Source organism: Flavonifractor sp. An92 (genome assembly GCF_002159175.1).
In the GTDB taxonomy this organism is placed as follows: domain Bacteria; phylum Bacillota; class Clostridia; order Oscillospirales; family Oscillospiraceae; genus Pseudoflavonifractor_A.
Genome location: NZ_NFGZ01000003.1, coordinates 160,196 through 180,909, shown reverse-complemented (window position 1 = coordinate 180,909; position 20,714 = coordinate 160,196). Strand labels below are relative to the sequence as shown.

Here is a 20,714-nt window from a genome sequence, read left to right as displayed (position 1 = left end):
TTCCTTTGGCACTGTATGTGATGGGGGACACCCACCTCTCCCTTTCAGTGAACAAGTCCATGGAGGTGTTCGGGGGCGCCTGGACCGGGTACGTGGACAAGCTCCGGGAGGGCCTGAGCCTCCTGAAGGAGGGGGACACCCTGGTGCTCTGCGGAGACATCTCCTGGGGCATGAGCCTCCCGGACGCCCGGGCGGACTTCGCCTTTCTGGAGGAGTTCCCGGGGCGGAAGATCGTCCTCAAGGGCAACCACGACTACTGGTGGAACACCGCCACGAAAATGGAGCGCTTCTGGAAGGAGGAGGGCTTTTCCAACCTGACGCTGCTCCACAACAACTGCCATTTTTACGGGGACCTCGCCCTGTGCGGCACCCGGGGCTGGTTCTATGAGGAGGACGCCGGCGGACACAATGAGAAGGTGTTCCGCCGGGAGCTCATTCGCCTGGAGACCTCCCTGAAGGCGGCGGGGGAGCGGGAGAAGCTGTGCTTTCTCCACTACCCGCCCTGCTACCAGGGCTACACCTGTCCCGAGATCCTGGACCTGCTGGAGCGCTACCAGGTGCGCACCTGCTACTATGGTCATCTCCACGGCGGCAGCCACCGCCTGGCGGTGGAAGGGGCGGTGCAGGGGGTGGAATACCGCCTGATCGCCGCGGATTACCTGGGATTCCGCCCGAAAAAGATTCTGGATTGACCGAATTGGGAGAATCCAAAGAATTTTTACAAAAACGCTGGAAATCTGAGCGCAGTTCTGATACACTTATACAGATCATGCAATAAGGCCACTGCCTTCGGTGCAGCGCGCCGGGCAGAACCGATAGGAGGAAGTAAACAACATGAATGTCAAGAGCGTCGAAAAGCAGGAAAAGAGCATCGTTGAACTGGTGATCGAGGTCGGTCACGACGAGTTCGAGGCCGCCATCGAGAAGGTCTACAAGAAGCAGCGCGGCAAGATCAGCATCCCCGGCTTCCGCAAGGGCAAGGCCCCCCGGAAGGTCATCGAGGGCATGTACGGCTCCGCCGTGTTCTATGAGGACGCCATCAACGAGATCTATCCCGAGGCTTATGCCACCGCCGTGGAGCAGGAGAAGCTGGACGTGGTGGCCTGGCCCGACGTGGAGATCCAGGAGGTCAACAAGGACGGCTTCACCTTCAAGGCGAAGGTCACCGTCCGTCCCGAGGTCAAGCTGGGCGAGTACAAGGGCCTGACCGCGGAGAAGGAGACCGTCAACGTCACCGACGAGGACGTGGACAACGAGCTGAAGCCCTACATCAACCGTGCCACCGAGCTGGTGAGCGTGGAGCGCGAGGCTCAGAACGGCGACACCGTGGTCATCGACTTCGAGGGCTTCAAGGACGGCGTGGCCTTTGACGGCGGCAAGGCCGAGGGCCACAGCCTGGAGCTGGGCTCCGGTTCCTTCATCCCCGGCTTCGAGGATCAGCTGGTTGGCACCAAGGCCGGCGACGAGAAGGAAGTCAACGTCACCTTCCCCGAGGACTATCACGCCACTGAGCTGGCCGGCGCCCCCGTGGTGTTCAAGGTCAAGGTCCACGAGGTCAAGGAGAAGAAGCTGCCCGAGCTGGACGACGAGTTTGCCAAGGACGTGTCCGAGTTCGACACCCTGGAGGCCTTCCGCACCAGCCTGGCCGAGAAGCTGAAGGAGCACCGCGAGGAGAACGCCAAGAACGCCTTCCGCAACGCCCTGATGGAGCAGGTCGTGGCCAACATGGAGGTGGAGATCCCCGACGCCATGGTGGACTACGAGGCTGACAAGCTGGTGAACAACTACGCTCAGCGTGTTGCCTCTCAGGGCATCGCCTTCGAGCAGTACCTGGCCATGATGGGCATGACCATGGACCAGATGAAGGAGCAGGCCAAGGAGAGCGCCCTCAAGCAGGTGCAGAGCGATCTGGCCCTGGGCGCCATCGTGGCCGCCGAGAACATCGAGGTCACCGACGAGGAGGCCGACGCCAAGATCAAGGAGCTGGCTCTCCAGTACGGCATGCCCGAGGAGGAGCTGCGCAAGGTCCTGGTGGCCGACGACCTGAAGAAGGACATGTGCCGCGAGAAGGCCGCCGAGGTGGTCTTCAGCACCGGCGTGGCCAAGGAGAAGGCCGCCGAGTAATCGGTCTGGTATAATCCTCCAGCATGCGGGTATACTCTGTGTGTGGATGCCCGCCGGGCCGGAGAGGATGGCCGGGACGGGGCTTCCCGGACCCGACATCGAATCAAAGGAGTACCGAGACATGAGTTTAGTTCCCTATGTAGTAGAGCAGACCAATCGGGGAGAGCGGTCTTACGACATCTTCTCCCGCCTGCTCAACGACCGTATCATCTTCCTGGGGGAGGAGGTCAACGCCACCACGGCCAGTCTGGTGGTGGCCCAGATGCTCTATCTGGAGGCCCAGGACCCCGACAAGGACATTCAGTTCTACATCAACAGCCCCGGCGGCAGTGTGACCGACGGTATGGCCATCTATGACACGATGCAGTACATCAAGTGCGACGTGTCTACCATCTGCATCGGCATGGCGGCCAGCATGGGAGCTTTCCTGCTCTCCTCCGGCGCCAAGGGCAAGCGCATCGCCCTGCCCAACGCCGAGATCATGATCCACCAGCCCTCCGCGGGCACTCAGGGTCAGATCACCGATATGGCCATCCACCTCAAGCGGCTGGAGATCATCAAGAAGCGGATGAACCGCATCCTGGCCGACAACACCGGCAAGCCTCTGGAGGTGGTCACCGCCGACTGCGAGCGTGACAACTTCATGTCTGCCGAGGAGGCCAAGGAGTACGGCCTCATCGACAAGGTCATCTATCAGCGGTAACGAGCCCGGGGGAGCGGGGGCGATTTGCGCCCGCTCCTCCGCGGCATGTCTGAATCGGCACGCTGTGCCTGTAACCGAGGTAAGAACATGGCAAAAAATGACGAACACAAGTCGGTCCGCTGCTCCTTCTGCGGCAAGCATCAGGAGCAGGTGGCCCGCATCATCGCCGGCCCCGGGGCCTACATCTGCAACGAGTGTGTGCAGCTGTGCATGAGCATCCTGGACGAGGATTACAGCGCCGACGATCCGGAGACCAGCCTGGATGTGCCCGACGTGATCCCCACGCCCCGGGAGATCCGCCAGGTGCTGGACCAGTATATCATCGGCCAGGAGGAGGCCAAGGTGGCCCTCTCGGTGGCGGTGTACAACCACTATAAGCGCATCTACTTCGGCGGGGGAGAGGACGTGGAGCTCCAGAAGAGCAACATCCTCCTCATCGGGCCCACCGGCAGCGGCAAGACCCTCTTTGCCCAGACCCTGGCCCGCATCCTGAAGGTCCCCTTCGCCATCGCCGACGCCACCACCCTCACCGAGGCTGGCTATGTGGGCGACGACGTGGAGAACATCCTGCTGCGCCTGGTGCAGGCCGCCGACTTCGACATCGAGCTGGCCGAGCGAGGCATCATCTACGTGGATGAGATCGACAAGATCGCCCGCAAGAGCGAGAACACCTCCATCACCCGGGATGTGTCCGGCGAGGGCGTGCAGCAGGCTCTGCTGAAGATCCTGGAGGGCACCGTGGCCAACGTCCCGCCCCAGGGCGGCCGGAAGCACCCCCACCAGGAGTTCATCCAGATCAACACCAAGAATATCCTCTTCATCTGCGGCGGCGCCTTCGACGGCATCGAGAAGATCATCGAGCGGCGTCTGGACAAGAAGAGCATCGGCTTCGGCGCGGAGATCCACAGCAAGACCGAGCGCAACGACGCCATTTATCGGGAGATCCAGCCCCACGACCTGCTGAAGTTCGGCATCATCCCCGAGCTGGTGGGCCGTCTGCCCGTCATCACCGCCCTGAAGGCGCTGGACAAGGATCAGCTGGTGCAGATCCTGACCCAGCCCAAGAACGCGCTGGTGAAGCAGTACCAGAAGCTGCTGGAGTACGACATGGTGGACCTGGAGTTCGAGCCCGCGGCCCTGGAGGCGGCGGCCGACAAGGCCATCGAGCGCGAGATCGGCGCCCGCGGCCTGCGTGCCGTGCTGGAGGAGGTCATGACCCAGGTCATGTACGACGTGCCCTCCGACCCCACTATCTCCAAGGTGACCATCACCGCCGAGAGCGTGCGGGACCACGTCCCGCCCCAGGTGGAGCACGACCCCAAGCGCACCGAGCGGCCCCGTCTGGGCGGCGCTGCGCTGCGCTCGGAGCAGGGCGGCGCTCCTCTGCGGGGCAACGTGTCCTGATAAAAAGTGATACAGGGGCGGGGCAGGCGCTGCCCCGCCCGCGCTGTTAACGGCCGTTTTTTCGGACCGCGCAGCAATTACAACGACCTTCCGGAAGGGAAGTGAAGGATTTATGACAGAGCAAGAGCACATCGCCTCCGGCGTGGAGATGCCGGTGCTGGCCCTGCGGGGTCTGACCGTGTTCCCCAACATGCTGCTCCACTTCGACGTGGGCCGGGACATTTCCATCAAGGCCCTAGATGAGGCCATGACCAACGGCAGCCCCGTTTTTCTGGTGGCCCAGAAGGACCTGGCGGTGGAGGCCCCCCGGGAAAAGGATCTGTGCCGGGTGGGTACCATCTCCAGTGTGAAGCAGATCCTGCGTCTGCCCGGCGACAACGTGCGGGTCATGGTGGAGGGCTCTGCCCGGGGACGGCTGACCGGTCTCACCCAGCTCACCCCGTACCTCAGCGGCACGGTGGAGGAGATCCCGGTGGAGGAGCGCGTGCGCAACTCGGCCAAGACCGAGGCCCTCATCCGCCAGACGTATGAGCTCTTCGGGCGGTACGTGGAGCTGGCGCCCAAGATGACCCCCGATATCCTGATGAACCTCTTGTCCAGCGAGGACCCGGGGTACATCGCCGACTATATCGCCCAGAACATCGTCATGCGGGCCGGGGACAAGCAGGCCATCCTGGAGGAGTTGCGCCCGGTGCGCCGTCTGGAGCGGCTTTATCAGCAGCTCAAGCGGGAGCTGGAGGTGCTGGAGCTGGAGCTGGAGCTCCAGAGCCGGGTGCGGGACGGCCTGTCCCGGAACCAGCGGGACTACTACCTCCGCGAGCAGCTCAAGGTCCTCCAGCAGGAGCTGGGGGAGGGCGAGGCCGGCGCCGAGAACGAGGTGGCCGAGTACCGCCAGCGCATCGAGAAGGCCAAGCTCCCCAAGGAGACCGAGGAGAAGCTCCTCAAGGAGGTCTCCCGCCTGGAGAAGCAGCCCTTCGGCTCGGCGGAGGCCACCGTCATCCGCAACTATCTGGACGTGTGCCTGGAGCTCCCCTGGGGCAAGCGCACCAAGGACCGGGTGGACGTGGAGGCGGCCCGCAAGGTGCTGGACGCCGAGCACTTCGGCCTTCAGAAGGTGAAGGAGCGGATGCTGGAGTTTCTGGCGGTCAAGCAGCTCTCTCCCGACCTGAAGGGGCAGATCCTCTGCCTGGTGGGCCCTCCCGGCGTGGGCAAGACCTCCATCGCCATGAGCATGGCCCACGCCCTGCACCGGAAGCTGGCCCGGATCTCTCTGGGCGGCGTCCACGACGAGGCCGACATCCGCGGCCACCGCAAGACCTACATCGGCGCCATGCCCGGCCGCATCATCGCCGGCATCCGGCAGGCCGGGTCCTGTAACCCCATCCTGCTGCTGGACGAGATCGACAAGCTGGGGGCCGACCACCGGGGCGACCCGGCTGACGCCCTGCTGGAGGTGCTGGACGCCGAGCAGAACAGCACCTTCCGGGACCACTTCCTGGAGGTGCCCTTCGACCTGTCCGACGTCCTCTTCATCACCACCGCCAATACCCTGGACACCATCCCCCGGCCCCTGCTGGACCGGATGGAGGTCATCGAGCTGACCAGCTACACCGACGAGGAGAAGCTCCAGATCGCCAAGCGCCACCTGCTGCCCAAGCAGCTCAAGCGCCACGGTCTGAAGAAGAGCCAGCTCAAGCTCACCGACGGGGCCATCCGGGAGATCATCGCCGGATACACCCGGGAGTCGGGCGTGCGCGTGCTGGAGCGGGAGCTGGGCGCGGTGTGCCGGAAGGCCGCCATGCGCATCGTGGCGGGGGAGAAGAGCCTCTCCGTCACCGGCGACTCCCTGGAGGAGCTGCTGGGCGTGCGCCGCTACCACCCCGAGAAGGTGGCCCTCACCGAGCAGGTGGGCGTGGTCAACGGCCTGGCCTGGACCAGCGTGGGTGGCGAGATCCTGGAGGTGGAGGTGGCCGTGGTGCCCGGCACCGGCAAGGTGGAGCTCACGGGCAACCTGGGCGACGTGATGAAGGAGAGCGCCCACGCGGCCTACACCTACATCCGCAGCCGGGCCGACCGCCTGGGGCTGGAGCCGGACTTCTATCAGAAGAAGGACATCCACGTCCACTTCCCCGAGGGTGCGGTCCCCAAGGACGGCCCCTCCGCCGGCATCGCCATCACCACCGCCATGGTTTCCGCCCTCACCGGCATCCCGGTGAAGCGGGAGCTGGCCATGACGGGCGAGGTGACCCTGCGGGGCCGGGTGCTGCCCATCGGCGGGCTGAAGGAAAAGACCATGGCCGCGCTCCGTGGCGGCATCCGTACCGTCCTCATCCCCGCCGACAATCAGAAGGACCTGGAGGAGATCGACCAGACCGTCCGCGCCGCCCTCCACTTCATCCCGGTGGAGCACGTGGACGCGGTGCTGGCCCAGGCTCTGGGCCTGGACCCCGCTCAGCCCGCTCCGGGCGCGGAGCCGGTCCAGGGGGAGAGCGCCTGCCGCACCGGCGGGCTGAACCTCCAGCAGTGAGAGAGCAATCCTGCCCGCCGCTCCGGTATGGGGCGGCGGGCGTGTGAGAAAGGGGCGACGAGAGTGCCGCTGAACCTGAACAACGCGGAGTTTGTCCGCTCGGCCGCCAAGGCCGCCGACTTTCCCCGGGACGCCCTGCCCCAGATCGTCTTTGCCGGGCGGTCCAACGTGGGCAAGTCCTCGGTCATCAACCGCCTGCTGGGGCGGAAAAACTTCGCCCGGGTGGGCAATTCCCCCGGAAAGACCACCCACATCAACTATTTCCTCATTGACAAGAAGCTCTATCTGGTGGACCTGCCGGGCTACGGCTACGCCAAGGTCTCCCAGGCGGAGAAGGCCCGCTGGGGCCGCCTCATCGAGAGCTGGTTTGCCGACCCCGCCCTCATGACCCTGGGGGTGCTCATCGTGGACGCCCGGCACAAGCCTACGGCGGACGACTGCACCATGGCGGAGTGGTTCCAGAACAGCGGCAAGCCCTTTGCCGTGGTGGCCAACAAGCTGGACAAGCTGAAAAAGAGTGAGATCGAGCCCAATCTGGAGCGCATCCGGGAGACCCTCTCCCTGGATGAGGACACCCCGCTCATCCCGTTCTCCGCGGAGAAGGGGAACGGCCGGGACGTGCTTCTGGCTCTGGTGGAGGCCCATCGGGAGGGAATGCAATGAAATACGTCCGTATCCTGCGGGACGAGAAGCCCGTGTGGGGCGTGCTCCAGGGCGACACCGTGCGCACCCTGGCCTGCCCGCCCTACGAGGGGGTGTGCTATGACGGGGAGAGCCTGCCGCTGAGCAGCTGCACCCTGCTGGCCCCCTGCGAGCCCACCAAGATCGTCTGTGTGGGCAAGAACTACTACGACCACGCCATGGAGATGGGGGAGGGGGTGCCCGAGCGGCCCATGCTCTTCCTGAAGGCCCCCAACACCCTCAACCACCCCGAAGGGGAGGTCCACGCGCCTGGCTTTGTCCAGCGTCTGGACTATGAGGGGGAGCTGGCCTTCGTCATCCGCCGCCGCGCCAAGGACGTGAAGGCGGAGCATTTTGCCGACTACATTCTGGGCTACACCTGCCTCAACGACGTCACCGCCCGGGACATCCAGAAGGGAGACGGACAGTGGAGCCGCGGCAAGAGCATGGACGGCTTTGCCCCCATCGGCCCCCTGGTCACCGACGAGGTGGACCCGGCGGACCTGCCGGTGGAGACCCGGCTCAACGGCCGGGTGGTGCAGTCCGGACGCACCAGTCAGTTCATGACGGCGGTGCCGGAGCTGCTGGAATTCATCACCGCCTCCATGACCCTGGAGCCCGGCGACGTGGTTACCACCGGCACCCCGGCGGGCATCGGGCCCATGCACCCCGGCGACACCGTGGAGGTGGAGATCGGGGGCATCGGCGTCCTGCGCAGCCACATCGTATGACGTTCCGCCTTGTGTACCGGGGAAAAACTTGGTATAATTCAACCCGTCAGAAGAACCGCCCCGTACAGAGGAGGACGACTGATTGAACGCATTTTCCCAATTCTTTCAACACATGGACTGGCAGGGGCTGCTATATCTGCTCATGCAGGCCTTTTCGGTGCTGCTGTGCCTGACGGTCCATGAAACCTGCCACGGCCTGGCGGCGCTGGCCCTGGGGGACCCCACGGCCAAGCAGATGCACCGCCTGTCCTTCAACCCCCTGCGGCATCTGGACCCCTTCGGCGCACTGATGATGCTGGTGGCGGGGTTCGGCTGGGCCAAGCCCGTGCCGGTGAATCCCAACTACTTCAAAAACCCCAAGAGCGGCATGGCCATCACCGCGCTGGCCGGGCCGGTGTCCAATTTCGTGCTGGCCTTTCTGGCGCTGCTGCTCCGGGCGGCGCTGGCGGGACTGAGCTATGCCCTGTGGCCCAACAGCGCCATTCTGGCGTGGATGCTGGATTTTCTGCTGATCACCGCTTATCTGAGCATCGGTCTGGGTATCTTTAATCTGATCCCCTTTCCGCCGCTGGACGGGTCCAAGGTCCTGGGGGCCTTCCTGCCGGACCAGACCTACTACAACATCCTGCGGTACGAGCGCTACGGGATGATCGCCCTGGTGCTGGTGCTGTGGACCGGGGTGCTGGATGGGCCCCTGCTGGCCGCACGGAACGCGGTGTTCGACCTGCTGTTCCAGTGGTCCAGCTTCCCGTACTACGCCATCGCCCAGGCCATTCTGGGGTAGGGGAGCGGTATGGACAGTCCCATTTATCATCTGGAGAAGGTGGTCCGGGTCCGGGCGGAGGCCGACCTGGAGGATTTCAACGGACCGCTGGACCTTATCTTACATCTGCTGAGCAAGAACAAAATGGAGATCAAGGATATTCAGATTTCCTTGATTTTAGACCAGTATCTGGCGTGGATGGCCCGGCGGCGGGAGCTGGACCTGGACGTGGCCAGCGAATTCGTCACCATGGCCTCCCAACTCATGTTCATCAAGACCCGGATGCTCCTGTCCATCAAGGACGAGGAGGCGCTGAGCGAGATGGAACAGCTCATCGCCTCTCTGGAGGAGCACCAGCGCAGCGAAAGCCGCTCCCGGGTGCGCGCGGTGCTGCCCCTGCTGGAGCGGCGCTACGCAGTGGGACGGGATTTTCTCGTGAAAACGCCGGAGCCCCTGCCCGCCCGCTCCTATGAGTACGAGCACACGGCGGAGGAGTTGCGCCGGGCCGTAATGGAGGTCCTCTCCCGCACGGGCCGGAAGCTGCCGCCGCCCATGGCGGCCTTTGAGGGCATCGTGGGCCGGGAACCCTACCCGGTGGCCGACAAGGCCGCTGAGGTGCTGCAGCGCCTGCTGCGCTTCGGCGTGATGGGCTTTCGCTCTCTGTTCCGCGGCAGCCGCAGCCGCTCGGAGATTGTGGCCACCTTCCTGGCGGTGCTGGAGCTGTGCAAGGACCGCCGGGTGCGCCTGACCGGCAACGAGCGGGACTGTACCGTCACCGCCGTGTCGGAGGGCGCCGACCAAAGCGAAGAGGCGGGCTGAGAGGAGGGCGGAAGCCTTGGACGTACAACGTGAAGTGGAGTCAGCCATCGAGGCGGTGCTCTTTGCCTCCGGTGAGCCGGTGGGCGTGGAGCGGCTGTGTATGGCGCTGGACCTGGACCGTGTGAGCGTGGACGGCGCCTGCCGCCGTCTGGCCGACCGCTACCGCTTCGAGCGGCGGGGGATGCGGCTTTTGCAGCTGGGCACCTCCTATCAGCTCTGCTCCGCGCCGGAGCACGCGGAGGTCATCCGCCGGGCGCTGGAGAGCCGACGCCCCGCCCGCCTGTCCCAGACGGCGCTGGAGGTGCTGGCAGTCATCGCCTACTTTCAGCCCATCACCCGGGCCTATATCGACCAGATCCGGGGCGTGGACAGCGCCTATACCGTCAGCATGCTGGTGGACCGGGGCCTCATCGAGGAGTGCGGGCGCCTGCCGGTGCCTGGCCGGCCCATCCAGTACCGCACCACCCAGGCCTTCCTGCGCTCCTTCGGGCTGAGCAATCTGAACGATCTGCCGGATCTGCCCAATGTGTCCACCGAGGAGGAAAAGACCGGTCGGGCCCTGGAGGAGCGACTGGCCCAGCTGCGGGGAGAGGAAGAGGCGGTGGAGCCATGAGGTGGCCGCTGGTCCTCCTTCTGATCGCGGCGGCGCTGTTTCTGCTCAGCCGCCTGCGGCTGGGGGGGAGCGTCCTCTGGAACGGGACTGAGTTTACCGTTCGGGCCCGGGTGGGCCTGCTGCGTGTGCAGGTCTGGCCCCTGCGGAAAAAGAAGCGGAAGCCCGCAAAGGCGGAGGCCCCCAAGCCGGACAAGCCCCCGAAAACGCCGGAAGCACCCGCCTCCTTTTCCGGGATCGCCGAACTTCTAGAGACCTGGCTGCCGCTGGTGTGTGAGGCGGCCGGGCGTCTGCGCCGGGCCATCCGCGTGGACCTTCTGGAGCTCCGCCTGACGGTGGGCGGCTCCGACCCGGGGGACACGGCCCTCCTGTACGGCGGCGCCAATGCCCTTCTGGGTATGATCCTTCCCCTTTTTGAGCATGCTTTTCAGGTGCGGGAGCGCCGCATCTCCACGTCCGTGGACTTCGAGGCGGAATCCACCCGGGTCCATCTCCGGGCGGACATTTCCCTGACCCTGGGGCAGCTCGTGGTATTCACCTTCTGGTTCCTGCCGCAGGCCGTCCGCCGCCTGGACCGGGGCGGAGACGCGGCGCCATCCAACGAGAAAGAGGCGATCAATCATGGAAAATAAGAACTCCATCAACGACCTGATGCAGACCACCATGGAGAAAATCCGGGAAATGGTGGATGTGAACACCGTGGTGGGCGACCCCATTGAGGCCGGCGGCGTGACCATCCTGCCCATCTCCCAGGTGAGCGTGGGCTTCGCCTCGGGCGGCAGCGATCTGGATCTGAACACCCAGAAGGAGAAGTCCAACAACATCTTCGGCGGTGGCGGCGGCGCCAGCGTGAAGGTCAAGCCCGTGTCCTTCCTGGTCATCAAGGGGGACACCGTGCGCCTGCTGCCGGTGGCCCAGCCCGCGGTGGGCCCGGCCGACCGGGTGGTGGAGATGGTGCCCGAGCTCGTCGACCGTCTGACTGACTACCTGGACAGCCGGAAGAAGGAAAAGGACGAGCAGGGCGAGGTCCTGTAAGGAATATTCTGGACCAGACCGGGGCATACTGATGGCATCTTACTGCGAGGTGATGCCCCATGAAGCGCGCTACGGCGTTATTCTTGATCCTGTCGGTGCTGAGCGGCCCGGCCCTGGGGGCCGGGCCGTCGGTTTCCGCCAAGGGTGCGGTGCTGATGGACGGCGATTCCGGCCGGATACTCTGGTCTCAGAACGGGGACGAGGCCCTGCCCATCGCCTCCACCACCAAGCTGATGACCGCCCTGGTGGCATACGAGTACGACCCCACCCTCCAGAGCGTGGTGGAGATCAAGCCGGAGTGGACGGGGATCGAGGGCTCCTCCCTGTACCTGCGGGCGGGGGAGAGGCTCACCCTGGAGGAGCTGCTCTACGGCGTGCTGCTGGTGTCGGGGAACGACGCAGCGGAGGCGGTGGCGGGTTCCTGCGGCGGGGACAGCTCGGATTTCATCGAGCGGATGAACGAAACGGCGGCGGAGCTGGGCATGACCCGGAGCCACTTCTCCACCCCCAGCGGCCTGGAGGATGAGGGGAACTACGCCTCCGCTACGGACCTGGCCAGGCTGGCCCGGGCCTTTTTGTCGGTGGAGCCGCTGGCCAAAATTGCCGCCACCCCGGTGACCACCATCGGGACGCGTACCCTCCTGAACCACAACAAGCTTCTTTGGCGGTATGAGGGCTGCATCGGCCTTAAGACGGGGTACACCCAGAAGGCCGGGCGCACCCTGGTGTCGGCGGCGGAGCGGGAGGGCCAGACCCTGATTGCCGTCACCCTCAACGACCGGGACGACTGGGCCGACCACGCGGAGCTGCTGGACTACGGCTTTTCCACCTTCCCCCGCACCGAGCTGGTGGCAGCGGGAACGGAGATCGCCACCCTCCCAGTGACAGGGGCGGTGCCCGGTCTGGTCTCCGTGGCAGCAGGGGAGAGCGTGTATTGCGCCCTGGAGTCCGGAGAAACCGTAGAGCAGACCGTGGAGCTGCCTGATACGTTGGAGGCCCCCCTGGAAGCGGGGCAGACCGTGGGCCGGATGGTCTTTACCTTAGACGGCGAGACGGTGGGGGAGACCCCGCTGGTGGTCACGCAGAGCGTCTCCGACCTGCGGGCGGGAGAGCGGTCTTTGCTGGACTGGCTGCGCTTGCTGTGGCTGGGGTCCGATTAGAGAGAAAAAGGAGAGAGGGCTTTGGAAGAGCGGCTGCAAAAGATCCTGTCGGCGGCGGGGGTGACCTCCCGCCGGGGTGCGGAGCAATATCTGCTGGCCGGGCGGGTGACGGTGAATGGCCGCGCCGCGTCCCTGGGGGACAAGGCCGACCCGGAGCGGGACGACATCCGGGTGGACGGCAAGCCCCTGCGCCATGGAGAGGCGCGGACCTACCTGATGCTGAACAAACCTCGTGGCTACGTGACCACCCTCTCCGATGAGAAGGGCCGGAAAACGGTGGCCGACCTGGTGAAGGGCTGCCCCGCCCGGGTGTGGCCGGTGGGCCGGCTGGACCTGGACTCGGAGGGGCTGCTCCTCCTCACCGATGACGGGGAGCTCACCCACCGCCTCATCCACCCCAGTCACGAGGTGGAGAAGGAGTACCACGTCTGGGTCACCGGCGACGCAGGAAAAGCCCTGCCGGTCCTGCGCGGGCCCATCACCCTGGACGGCGTGCCTCTCCGCCCGGCGCGGGTGGAGCTGCTGGGCCGGGAGAAGGGGGAGAGCGTCCTCTCGGTGACCATCCACGAGGGGAAGAACCGCCAGGTGCGGCGGATGTGCGCCCTGGCCGGACTGCAGGTGCGCCGCCTGCGCCGGGTGCGGGAGGGGGCGCTGCGCCTGGGCGATTTGCCGGTGGGCCGGTGGCGTCTTTTGACGGAAGAGGAGCGTCATCAGCTGGGCCTGCGCTGACGTTACACGACACTTGCACGAAAATTACGCAAATCCTGCAAAGCCCTCTTGCATTTTGGGTCGCTTGCCGCTATGATATTAAGATGAACCCTTGCCCGGACCCGGGCAAACGACAGGAGGGACCGGCGATGCCAAAAGACATCCTGGCTGCCATACAGAACAATATGAGCACCTTTTCCAAGGGGCAGAAGCTGATCGCCCACTTTATCCTGGATTCCTACGACAAAGCGGCCTTTATGACCGCCAGCCGTCTGGGCAAGACGGTGAACGTCAGCGAGTCCACGGTGGTCCGCTTCGCCGCGGAGCTGGGCTATGACGGATATCCCGCCATGCAGAAGGCCCTTCAGGAGATGATCCGCAACAAGCTCACCTCCATCCAGCGTATCGAGGTGTCCAACGACCGCATCGGCGATCAGGACGTGCTGTCCATGGTCATGCAGTCCGACGTGGAGAAGATCCGCATGACCCTGGAGGACGTGGATCGGGGCAGCTTCGAGCGGGCGGTGGACACCATCGTGTCCGCCCGGCGCATTTACATCCTGGGCGTGCGCTCTGCCACGGCGCTGGCCAGCTTTTTGGGCTTCTACTTCAATCTCATCTTCGAAAACGTGGTGCTCATGCACACCACCTCGGTCAGCGAGGTCTTTGAGCAGATGCTCCACATCGGCCCGGAGGATGTCATCATCGGCATCAGCTTCCCCCGCTACTCCCGCCGCACGGTGAACGCCATGACCTTCGCCCGGGACCGGGGCGCGCGGGTGGTGGCCATCACTGACTGCGAGACCTCCCCGCTGGCCGCCATCGCTACCCACACCCTCATGGCCAAGAGCGACATGGCCTCCTTCGTGGACTCCCTGGTGGCCCCGCTGAGCCTGGTCAATGCCCTGATCGTGGCCATCGGGCGTCGGAAGAACAGCGACCTCTCCCAGACCTTCGGGGCTCTGGAGAAGATCTGGGCGGAGTACCAGGTCTATGAGCAGGCCGAGCCGGAGACGGGGGCGTAACGTGGCGGATTCAAACGAGATCGTCGTGGTGGGCGGCGGCGCGGCCGGGATGATGGCTGCGCTGACCGCCGCCGAGCTGGGCGCAGATGTGCGCCTTCTGGAGCGCAACCCCAAGGTGGGACGCAAGATCTACATCACCGGCAAGGGCCGGTGCAACCTGACCAACGACTGTTCTCCCGCCCAGGTGCTGGAGAACGTGCCCCGCAATCCCAAGTTTCTCATGAGCGCCGTGACCCGCTTCCCGCCGGAGCAGGTCAAGGCGTATTTCCGTGCCCTGGGGGTCCCGCTCAAGACCGAGCGGGGCAACCGGGTCTTTCCCGAGAGCGACAAGGCCGCCGATATCGTGGACGCCCTTTTTCTGGCCCTGCGCCGCAGCCGGGTAGCCATCACGGAGGATCGGGCGGTGTCTCTCTTTACCGATGAGACCGGCGCGGTCACCGGCGTACAGGGGGAGCACGGACGCTATCCCGCCGGGGCGGTGGTCCTGGCCACGGGCGGCGCGTCCTACCCAGGCACCGGTTCCACCGGTGACGGCTACGCCATGGCCGAGGCGGTGGGCCACACCATCCTGCCGCCCAAGCCCTCCCTGGTGCCGCTGGAGGCGGTGGGGGAGGACTGCAAGGCCATGCAGGGCCTCTCTCTGCGCAACGTGGCCATCAAGGTGCGGGACGACCGGAAAAAGACGGTCTACGCCGAGCAGGGGGAGCTGCTCTTCACCCACTTCGGCCTGTCCGGGCCGCTGATCCTCAGTGCCAGCGCCCACATGCGGGATTTTGGTAAACGGCAGTACCATGTCCTCATCGACCTGAAGCCGGCACTGGACGAGGAGAAGCTGGACCAGCGGCTGCTGCGGGACTTCGGCGAGAGCCCCAACCGCGCCCTCCACAACGTGCTGGAGGGGCTGCTGCCCCGGCTGATGATCCCGGTGATGGTCAAGCGCAGCGGCATCCCGGGGGACACGCCGGTGAACGCCGTCACCCGGGGACAGCGCCGGGCTCTTCTGGAGCTCCTGAAGGGCTTCCGGGTGGACATCGCCGGGCCGCGCCCCATCGCCGAGGCCATCGTGACCAGCGGCGGGGTGAAGGTGTCGGAGGTAGACCCCCACACCATGGCGTCCAAAAAGGCGCCGGGGCTCTTCCTGGCGGGAGAGCTGCTGGACGTGGACGCCTATACGGGCGGCTTCAACCTCCAGATCGCCTGGTCGACTGGCCGGGCGGCGGGAGCGGGCGCCGCTCAGTTTCTGCAAGACGGGGAAGGAGCAAACGGACATGGGTTTTAAAAGTATCGCCATCGACGGGCCTGCCGGGGCCGGAAAGAGCACCCTGGCCCGACAGGTGGCCGCGGCTCTGGGGTACCTCTATGTGGACACCGGAGCCATCTACCGCACGCTGGGTCTGGCCGCGCTGCGCCGGGGCGTGGACCCGCAGGACGGGGCGGCCGTGGTGGCGCTTCTGGAGGACTGTGCCATCGATCTCCGCCACGGCGGGGACGGGATGCAGCGGATGTACCTCAACGGGGAGGACGTGAGTCAGGCCATCCGCCTGCCGGAGGTCTCCCGCTACGCCTCAGGCGTGTCGGCCATCCCGGAGGTCCGGGCCCACCTGATGGATATGCAGCGGGATCTGGCCCGGCGCAACGACGTGGTGATGGACGGCCGAGACATCGGTACGGTGGTCCTGCCGGCGGCTGATGTGAAGGTGTTCCTCACCGCCTCGCCGGAGGAGCGGGCCCGCCGCCGCTGGGAGGAATTGCAGCAGCGGGGGACGCCCGAGGCCTACGAGGAGGTTCTGAAGGACCTGGTGGAGCGGGACGCCAAGGACAGCGGCCGGGCGGCCGCGCCGCTGCGCCGGGCGGAGGACGCTGTGGAGGTGGACACCACCGGCTGTTCCCTGGAGGAGAGCCTGGAGCGGCTTTTGTCCGTGATCCGGGCGGGGGTGCTGGCATGAAGAGCACGAGACGCTGGTACAACTTCCTCTATTGCATCGTCTATCCCTTTTTCAATCTGGTCCATCCGGGCCGGGTCATCGGACGGGAGCACATCCCCGAGGGTGGACTGATGATCTGCTGCAACCACACCAGTGACAGCGACCCGCTGTACCTGGCTTTCGCCTTCCGCCTGAAGAATCAGATCCGCCCCATGGCCAAGGCCGAGCTCCTGCGTATCCCGGTGGTGGGCTTCCTGCTGGCCAAGGCCGGCATCTTCGGCGTGGAGCGGGGCAAGAGCGACATCGGCGCGGTGAAGCAGGCCATGAAGTACCTGCGGGAAGGGGAGAAGGTCCTGGTCTTTCCCGAGGGCACCCGGGTCCATGAGAGCCGGGGCGAGGTGAGCCACCCCAAGGCCGGTGCGGCCATGCTGGCGGTGCGCTGCGGCGTGCCCATCCTGCCGGTGTACATCCCCGAGAAGAAGAAGTGGTTCCGCCGCACGCCGGTGGTGATCGGGGAGCCCTTTACCCCCACCGTGGCCACCCGCAAGGGGACCCAGGAGGAGTATGAGGCCATTACCGCGGACCTGATGAGCCGCATCCGGGCGCTGAAGGAGCTGGCGGGATGAAGCTGGAGCTGGCCAAGTCCGCCGGATTCTGCTACGGCGTGAAGCGGGCGGTGCGCCTGGCCGAGGAGGCCGCGGCGGCGGGGGAGCCCTGCGTCATGCTGGGCCCCATCATCCACAACGAGAGCGAGATCAAGCGCCTGAAGGCGCTGGGCGTGGGCCTGGTGGAGCGCCCGGAGGACGTGCCGTCCGGCGCAGCGGTCATCATCCGCTCCCACGGCGAGAGCCGGGCGGTCTTTGAGGCGCTGGAGCGCCGGGGCGCCCGCATCATCGACGCCACCTGCCCCAACGTCTCCCACATCCACCGCATCGTGTCCCAGGCGGAGGACGAGGGGCGCACCTGTGTCATCATCGGCACGCCCACCCACCCGGAGGTGCAGGCCATCGCCGGCTGGTGCCGCTCTCCGGTGGTGCTTTCGGGGGGCAAAGCCCTGGCTGAGTGGCTGTCGGAGGACCCTGAACGCCCCGGTTTGCCTCTTACACTGGTCTCGCAGACCACGGCCACTCAAAATGCGTGGAATTTCTGCGTAGAAATTGCAAAAAAACAGTGTACAAATTTAAAAATTTTTGATACAATATGTAATGCTACGTGTAAACGGCAAAGTGAGGCCCAGGAGTTGGCGGCCCGGAACGATGGAATGATCGTCATCGGCGGTCGCGAGAGCTCCAACACCAGGCGTCTCACCGAGCTGTGCGCTGCCCTCTGCCCCACGGTCCTGTGGGTCGAACGGGGCGAGGATTTGGAACCTTCCGACCTGTATGGGAAGGCTTCCATAGGAATCACCGCGGGTGCATCGACGCCCGGGTGGATTATAAAGGAGGTCTATGACAAAATGAGCGCAGAAAACATGGAGATCGAGGAATCCTTCGCTGAGATGCTGGAGAAATCGATCAAAACTTTAAATACAGGGGAGAAGGTCACGGGTGTTGTCACTGGCATCACCCCCACTGAGATCTATGTCGATCTGGGCACCAAGCACGCCGGTTACATACCGGTGTCTGAGCTGAGTGACGATCCCACTGTGAAGGTCGAGGACATCGTGAAGGTCGGCGAGGAGATCGAGACCTACGTCATGCGTGTCAACGATCAGGAGGGTGTTGTCACCCTGTCCAAGAAGCGCCTGGATACCGTCAAGAGCTGGGACGATATCGAGCAGGCCAAGGAGGACCACACTGTGGTCGAGGGTCTGGTCACCGAGGAGAACAAGGGCGGCGTCGTCGTCAATGTGAAGGGCATCCGCGTGTTCGTGCCCGCCTCCCAGACCGGTCTGCCCCGCAGCGCTTCCATGAGCGAGCTGGTCAAGCAGATGGTGCGCCTGCGCATCACCGAGGTCAACCGTGCCCGTCGCCGCGTGGTGGGCTCCATCCGCGCCGTGGCCGCTGAGGAGCGCGCCGAGAAGGCCGCTAAGGTCTGGGCTGAGATCGAGGACGGCAAGCGCTACACCGGCGTGGTCAAGTCCCTGACCTCTTACGGCGCCTTCGTGGACATCGGCGGCGTGGACGGCATGGTCCACATCTCCGAGCTGTCCTGGTCCCGCATCAAGGATCCCAGCGAGGTCGTGAAGGTTGGCGACACCGTCGAGGTGTACGTCATCTCCGCCGACAAGGAGAAGAAGAAGATCTCCCTGGGCATGAAGGACCGCACCGAGGATCCCTGGTCCAAGTTCACCTCCACCTACGACGTGGGCTCCGTGGCCAACGTGAAGGTGGTCAAGCTGATGACCTTCGGCGCCTTCGCCGAGATCGTTCCCGGCGTGGACGGCCTGATCCACATCTCCCAGATCGCCGATCACCGCATCGACAAGCCCGGTGATGTGCTCAGCGAGGGTCAGATGGTGGACGTGAAGATCACCGACATCGACTTCGAGCACAAGAAGGTGTCTCTGTCCATCCGTGCTCTGCTGGAGGACGCCAAGCGCGCCGAGGCCGAGGCGGACGAGGAGTAATCCAGAGTCCTTTTTGGGCCCGCTTTCCATAGGAAAGCGGGCCTTTTTTTACCCCGTCACGGCATTTTTTCCGGGACTTGACGCGGATTTTTCTTGCAAGGTTTTCGGCCGGGGTATATAATAGAAGTACATCTATGGAAGCGAAGGGAGTTTTGGACTGCGACGGAGTGCCCAGGAGGTGGGAGCTATGTTTCAGGTCGGTGACAAAATCGTTCATCCCATGCACGGCGCCGGTGTGATCGACAGCATCGTGCAGAAGAAGGTCAACGGTGTGGTACGGGATTACTATGTGCTCAAGCTGCCGCTGAACGGTATGCTGGTCATGATCCCCACCCACAACAGCGAGGAGATCGGCGTGCGGCCCATTGTCCAGGGGGAAGAGGCGGAGCGTGTGATTGCGGCCATCCCCGGCATCCAGGTGGAGATGACCTCCAACTGGAACCAGCGTTACCGGGAGAACATGCTCCGGCTGAAGAGCGGAGATCTGATGGAAGTGGCCCGGGTGGTTAAGGGCCTGTCCCTGCGGGACGGGGAGCGCGGTCTCTCCACCGGGGAGCGGAAGATGCTCCACTCGGCCCGACAGATCCTCATCTCCGAGATCGTCCTCTCCCAGAATGCCAGCTATGAGGATGTGGAGGAGCGCATCAACACGGCCCTGGCGTAATAAGATGGAATACGGTTCGAGGAGGAGCCTTCGGGCTCCTTTTTCGTGATGAAAGGCGGGAAGCGACATGGGGATCTTCCAACGGCGGCGCAAAGGGGCGCAGCCGCCCTGCTGCGCGGCGGTGGTGCCCGCGGCCGGCTCCTCCACCCGGATGGGCCAGGACAAGCTCTTCGCCCCTCTGGGGGGCGTACCGGTGCTGATACATACCCTGCGGGCACTGGAGAGCTGCCCCTCCGTGGGGGCCATCATCGTGGTCACCCGGTCGGACCACCTGGTCGAGGTGGGAAAGCTCTGCCGGGAGGCGGCGCTCTCCAAGGTGAGCAAGGTGGTCTCCGGCGGAGCCACCCGCACCGAGTCGGTGCTAGCCGGTGTGGAGGCGGTGGGGGAGGAGTACCCCATCGTCGCCATCCACGACGGGGCCCGGCCGCTGGTGAGCCGGGAGGTAGTGGAGGCGGCCATCGCCGCCGCGGCCTCCGGAAGTGCCGCCGCCCCGGCGGTACCGGTGAAAGACACGGTCAAAGAGGCGGAGCGTGGCATCGTCACCGCCACGCCTGACCGCTCTAGGCTCTTCGCGGTACAGACCCCCCAGGTCTTTGACACAGACCTCATCCGCACCGCCCTGACCCGGGCTGTGGAGGACGGGATCTCCCTCACGGATGACTGCGCGGCGGTGGAGCGTATGGGGGTCCCGGTGGCCCTGACCCAGGGCTCTTACACCAATCTGAAGATCACCACCCCGGAGGACCTGGCGGTGGCGGAGGCGTTGCTGGAATGGAGGGAGCGGACATGAGGATCGGACACGGCTACGACGTTCACCGCCTGACAGAAGGGCGGGCTCTCATCCTGGGCGGCGTGGATATCCCCTATGAAAAAGGCCTGCTGGGCCACTCGGACGCGGATGTACTCACCCACGCGGTGATGGACGCCCTTCTGGGGGCGGCGGGGCTGTGGGACATCGGCCACGCCTTCCCGGACACCGACCCGGCCTACAAGGGTGCGGACAGCCTGGTGCTGCTGGACCGGGTGATGGAAATGCTCCGGGCCAAGGGGCTCCGGGTGGGCAATGTGGACGCCACCATCCTAGCCCAGCGTCCCAAGCTGGCTCCCCACATCCCCCAGATGCGGGAGAATCTGGCCCAGCGGATGGGGATTTCTCCTGACCGGGTGAACGTGAAGGCCACCACCGAGGAGGGGCTGGGCTTCACCAGCTCCGGAGAGGGCATGGCGGCCCACGCCGTGGCCCTGCTGGAGGAAATTTGAACCAAG

General features: G+C 65.1%; 22 protein-coding genes. All 22 read left to right on the top strand.

All coding sequences use genetic code 11. From position 1 onward, the window contains the following. The first annotated feature begins 5 nt into the window (after positions 1-5). The 22 genes from B5G43_RS03950 (at position 6) to ispF (ending at position 20,708) form a co-directional block, all read left to right on the top strand. Positions 6-692 carry a metallophosphoesterase gene (locus tag B5G43_RS03950; protein ID WP_087259171.1) on the top strand — a complete coding sequence of 229 codons (687 nt, stop codon included), beginning with the start codon at positions 6-8 and terminating at the stop codon, positions 690-692. A gap of 142 nt (positions 693-834) precedes the next feature. Continuing rightward, entirely contained in the window at positions 835-2,124 is a 1,290-nt protein-coding gene (gene tig / locus B5G43_RS03945) for a trigger factor (RefSeq protein ID WP_087259170.1), read from the top strand. Between the two features lie 121 nt (positions 2,125-2,245). Further along, positions 2,246-2,827, top strand: a complete 582-nt coding sequence (gene clpP, locus B5G43_RS03940) for an ATP-dependent Clp endopeptidase proteolytic subunit ClpP (protein ID WP_087259169.1) — start codon at positions 2,246-2,248, stop codon at positions 2,825-2,827. A gap of 87 nt (positions 2,828-2,914) precedes the next feature. Continuing rightward, positions 2,915-4,231 carry an ATP-dependent Clp protease ATP-binding subunit ClpX gene (clpX, locus tag B5G43_RS03935; protein ID WP_087259168.1) on the top strand — a complete coding sequence of 439 codons (1,317 nt, stop codon included), beginning with the start codon at positions 2,915-2,917 and terminating at the stop codon, positions 4,229-4,231. A 112-nt stretch (positions 4,232-4,343) separates the two neighbouring features. Next, positions 4,344-6,758, top strand: coding sequence for an endopeptidase La (lon, locus tag B5G43_RS03930; RefSeq protein ID WP_204244504.1), 2,415 nt, complete (start codon positions 4,344-4,346; stop codon positions 6,756-6,758). A 63-nt stretch (positions 6,759-6,821) separates the two neighbouring features. Further along, complete coding sequence (yihA, locus tag B5G43_RS03925) at positions 6,822-7,421, top strand: ribosome biogenesis GTP-binding protein YihA/YsxC (protein WP_087259167.1); 600 nt, start codon at positions 6,822-6,824, stop codon at positions 7,419-7,421. Then, on the top strand, positions 7,418-8,170 hold the full coding sequence (locus tag B5G43_RS03920; protein WP_087259166.1) for a fumarylacetoacetate hydrolase family protein: 753 nt from the start codon (positions 7,418-7,420) through the stop codon (positions 8,168-8,170). Before yihA ends, B5G43_RS03920 begins: the two co-directional genes overlap by 4 nt. Positions 8,171-8,252: 82 nt before the next feature. Then, on the top strand, positions 8,253-8,954 hold the full coding sequence (locus B5G43_RS03915; RefSeq protein ID WP_242960443.1) for a site-2 protease family protein: 702 nt from the start codon (positions 8,253-8,255) through the stop codon (positions 8,952-8,954). Positions 8,955-8,963: 9 nt separating this feature from the next. Next, positions 8,964-9,752: a segregation/condensation protein A gene (locus tag B5G43_RS03910; protein WP_087259165.1), complete on the top strand. Its 789-nt coding sequence runs from the start codon at positions 8,964-8,966 to the stop codon at positions 9,750-9,752. Between the two features lie 16 nt (positions 9,753-9,768). Beyond that, positions 9,769-10,365 carry an SMC-Scp complex subunit ScpB gene (gene scpB, locus B5G43_RS03905; RefSeq protein WP_087259164.1) on the top strand — a complete coding sequence of 199 codons (597 nt, stop codon included), beginning with the start codon at positions 9,769-9,771 and terminating at the stop codon, positions 10,363-10,365. Then, positions 10,362-10,994 carry a DUF2953 domain-containing protein gene (locus B5G43_RS03900; RefSeq protein ID WP_087259163.1) on the top strand — a complete coding sequence of 211 codons (633 nt, stop codon included), beginning with the start codon at positions 10,362-10,364 and terminating at the stop codon, positions 10,992-10,994. The genes scpB and B5G43_RS03900 overlap by 4 nt, the downstream gene beginning before the upstream one ends. Beyond that, a complete protein-coding gene (gene ytfJ / locus B5G43_RS03895; protein ID WP_087259162.1) occupies positions 10,984-11,397 on the top strand; it encodes a GerW family sporulation protein in 414 nt (137 codons plus the stop codon). Before B5G43_RS03900 ends, ytfJ begins: the two co-directional genes overlap by 11 nt. A gap of 59 nt (positions 11,398-11,456) precedes the next feature. Beyond that, entirely contained in the window at positions 11,457-12,557 is a 1,101-nt protein-coding gene (locus B5G43_RS03890; protein ID WP_087259161.1) for a D-alanyl-D-alanine carboxypeptidase family protein, read from the top strand. Between the two features lie 21 nt (positions 12,558-12,578). Continuing rightward, entirely contained in the window at positions 12,579-13,286 is a 708-nt protein-coding gene (locus B5G43_RS03885; protein WP_087259160.1) for a pseudouridine synthase, read from the top strand. Between the two features lie 128 nt (positions 13,287-13,414). Continuing rightward, a complete protein-coding gene (locus B5G43_RS03880) occupies positions 13,415-14,290 on the top strand; it encodes a MurR/RpiR family transcriptional regulator (protein WP_087259159.1) in 876 nt (291 codons plus the stop codon). 1 nt (position 14,291) lies between these two features. After that, positions 14,292-15,569 carry an NAD(P)/FAD-dependent oxidoreductase gene (locus tag B5G43_RS03875; RefSeq protein WP_275532311.1) on the top strand — a complete coding sequence of 426 codons (1,278 nt, stop codon included), beginning with the start codon at positions 14,292-14,294 and terminating at the stop codon, positions 15,567-15,569. Continuing rightward, on the top strand, positions 15,559-16,236 hold the full coding sequence (gene cmk, locus B5G43_RS03870; RefSeq protein WP_087259157.1) for a (d)CMP kinase: 678 nt from the start codon (positions 15,559-15,561) through the stop codon (positions 16,234-16,236). Before B5G43_RS03875 ends, cmk begins: the two co-directional genes overlap by 11 nt. Next, positions 16,233-16,841 (top strand): lysophospholipid acyltransferase family protein, encoded by a 609-nt coding sequence (locus B5G43_RS03865; RefSeq protein ID WP_087259156.1) that lies wholly within the window; start codon positions 16,233-16,235, stop codon positions 16,839-16,841. The genes cmk and B5G43_RS03865 overlap by 4 nt, the downstream gene beginning before the upstream one ends. Next, positions 16,838-18,784: a bifunctional 4-hydroxy-3-methylbut-2-enyl diphosphate reductase/30S ribosomal protein S1 gene (locus tag B5G43_RS03860; RefSeq protein WP_087259155.1), complete on the top strand. Its 1,947-nt coding sequence runs from the start codon at positions 16,838-16,840 to the stop codon at positions 18,782-18,784. Before B5G43_RS03865 ends, B5G43_RS03860 begins: the two co-directional genes overlap by 4 nt. Positions 18,785-18,971: 187 nt before the next feature. Then, positions 18,972-19,448 carry a CarD family transcriptional regulator gene (locus B5G43_RS03855; protein ID WP_087259154.1) on the top strand — a complete coding sequence of 159 codons (477 nt, stop codon included), beginning with the start codon at positions 18,972-18,974 and terminating at the stop codon, positions 19,446-19,448. A gap of 67 nt (positions 19,449-19,515) precedes the next feature. After that, entirely contained in the window at positions 19,516-20,238 is a 723-nt protein-coding gene (ispD, locus tag B5G43_RS03850; RefSeq protein ID WP_087259153.1) for a 2-C-methyl-D-erythritol 4-phosphate cytidylyltransferase, read from the top strand. Next, on the top strand, positions 20,235-20,708 hold the full coding sequence (gene ispF / locus B5G43_RS03845) for a 2-C-methyl-D-erythritol 2,4-cyclodiphosphate synthase (RefSeq protein WP_087259152.1): 474 nt from the start codon (positions 20,235-20,237) through the stop codon (positions 20,706-20,708). The genes ispD and ispF overlap by 4 nt, the downstream gene beginning before the upstream one ends. Positions 20,709-20,714: the final 6 nt, after the last annotated feature.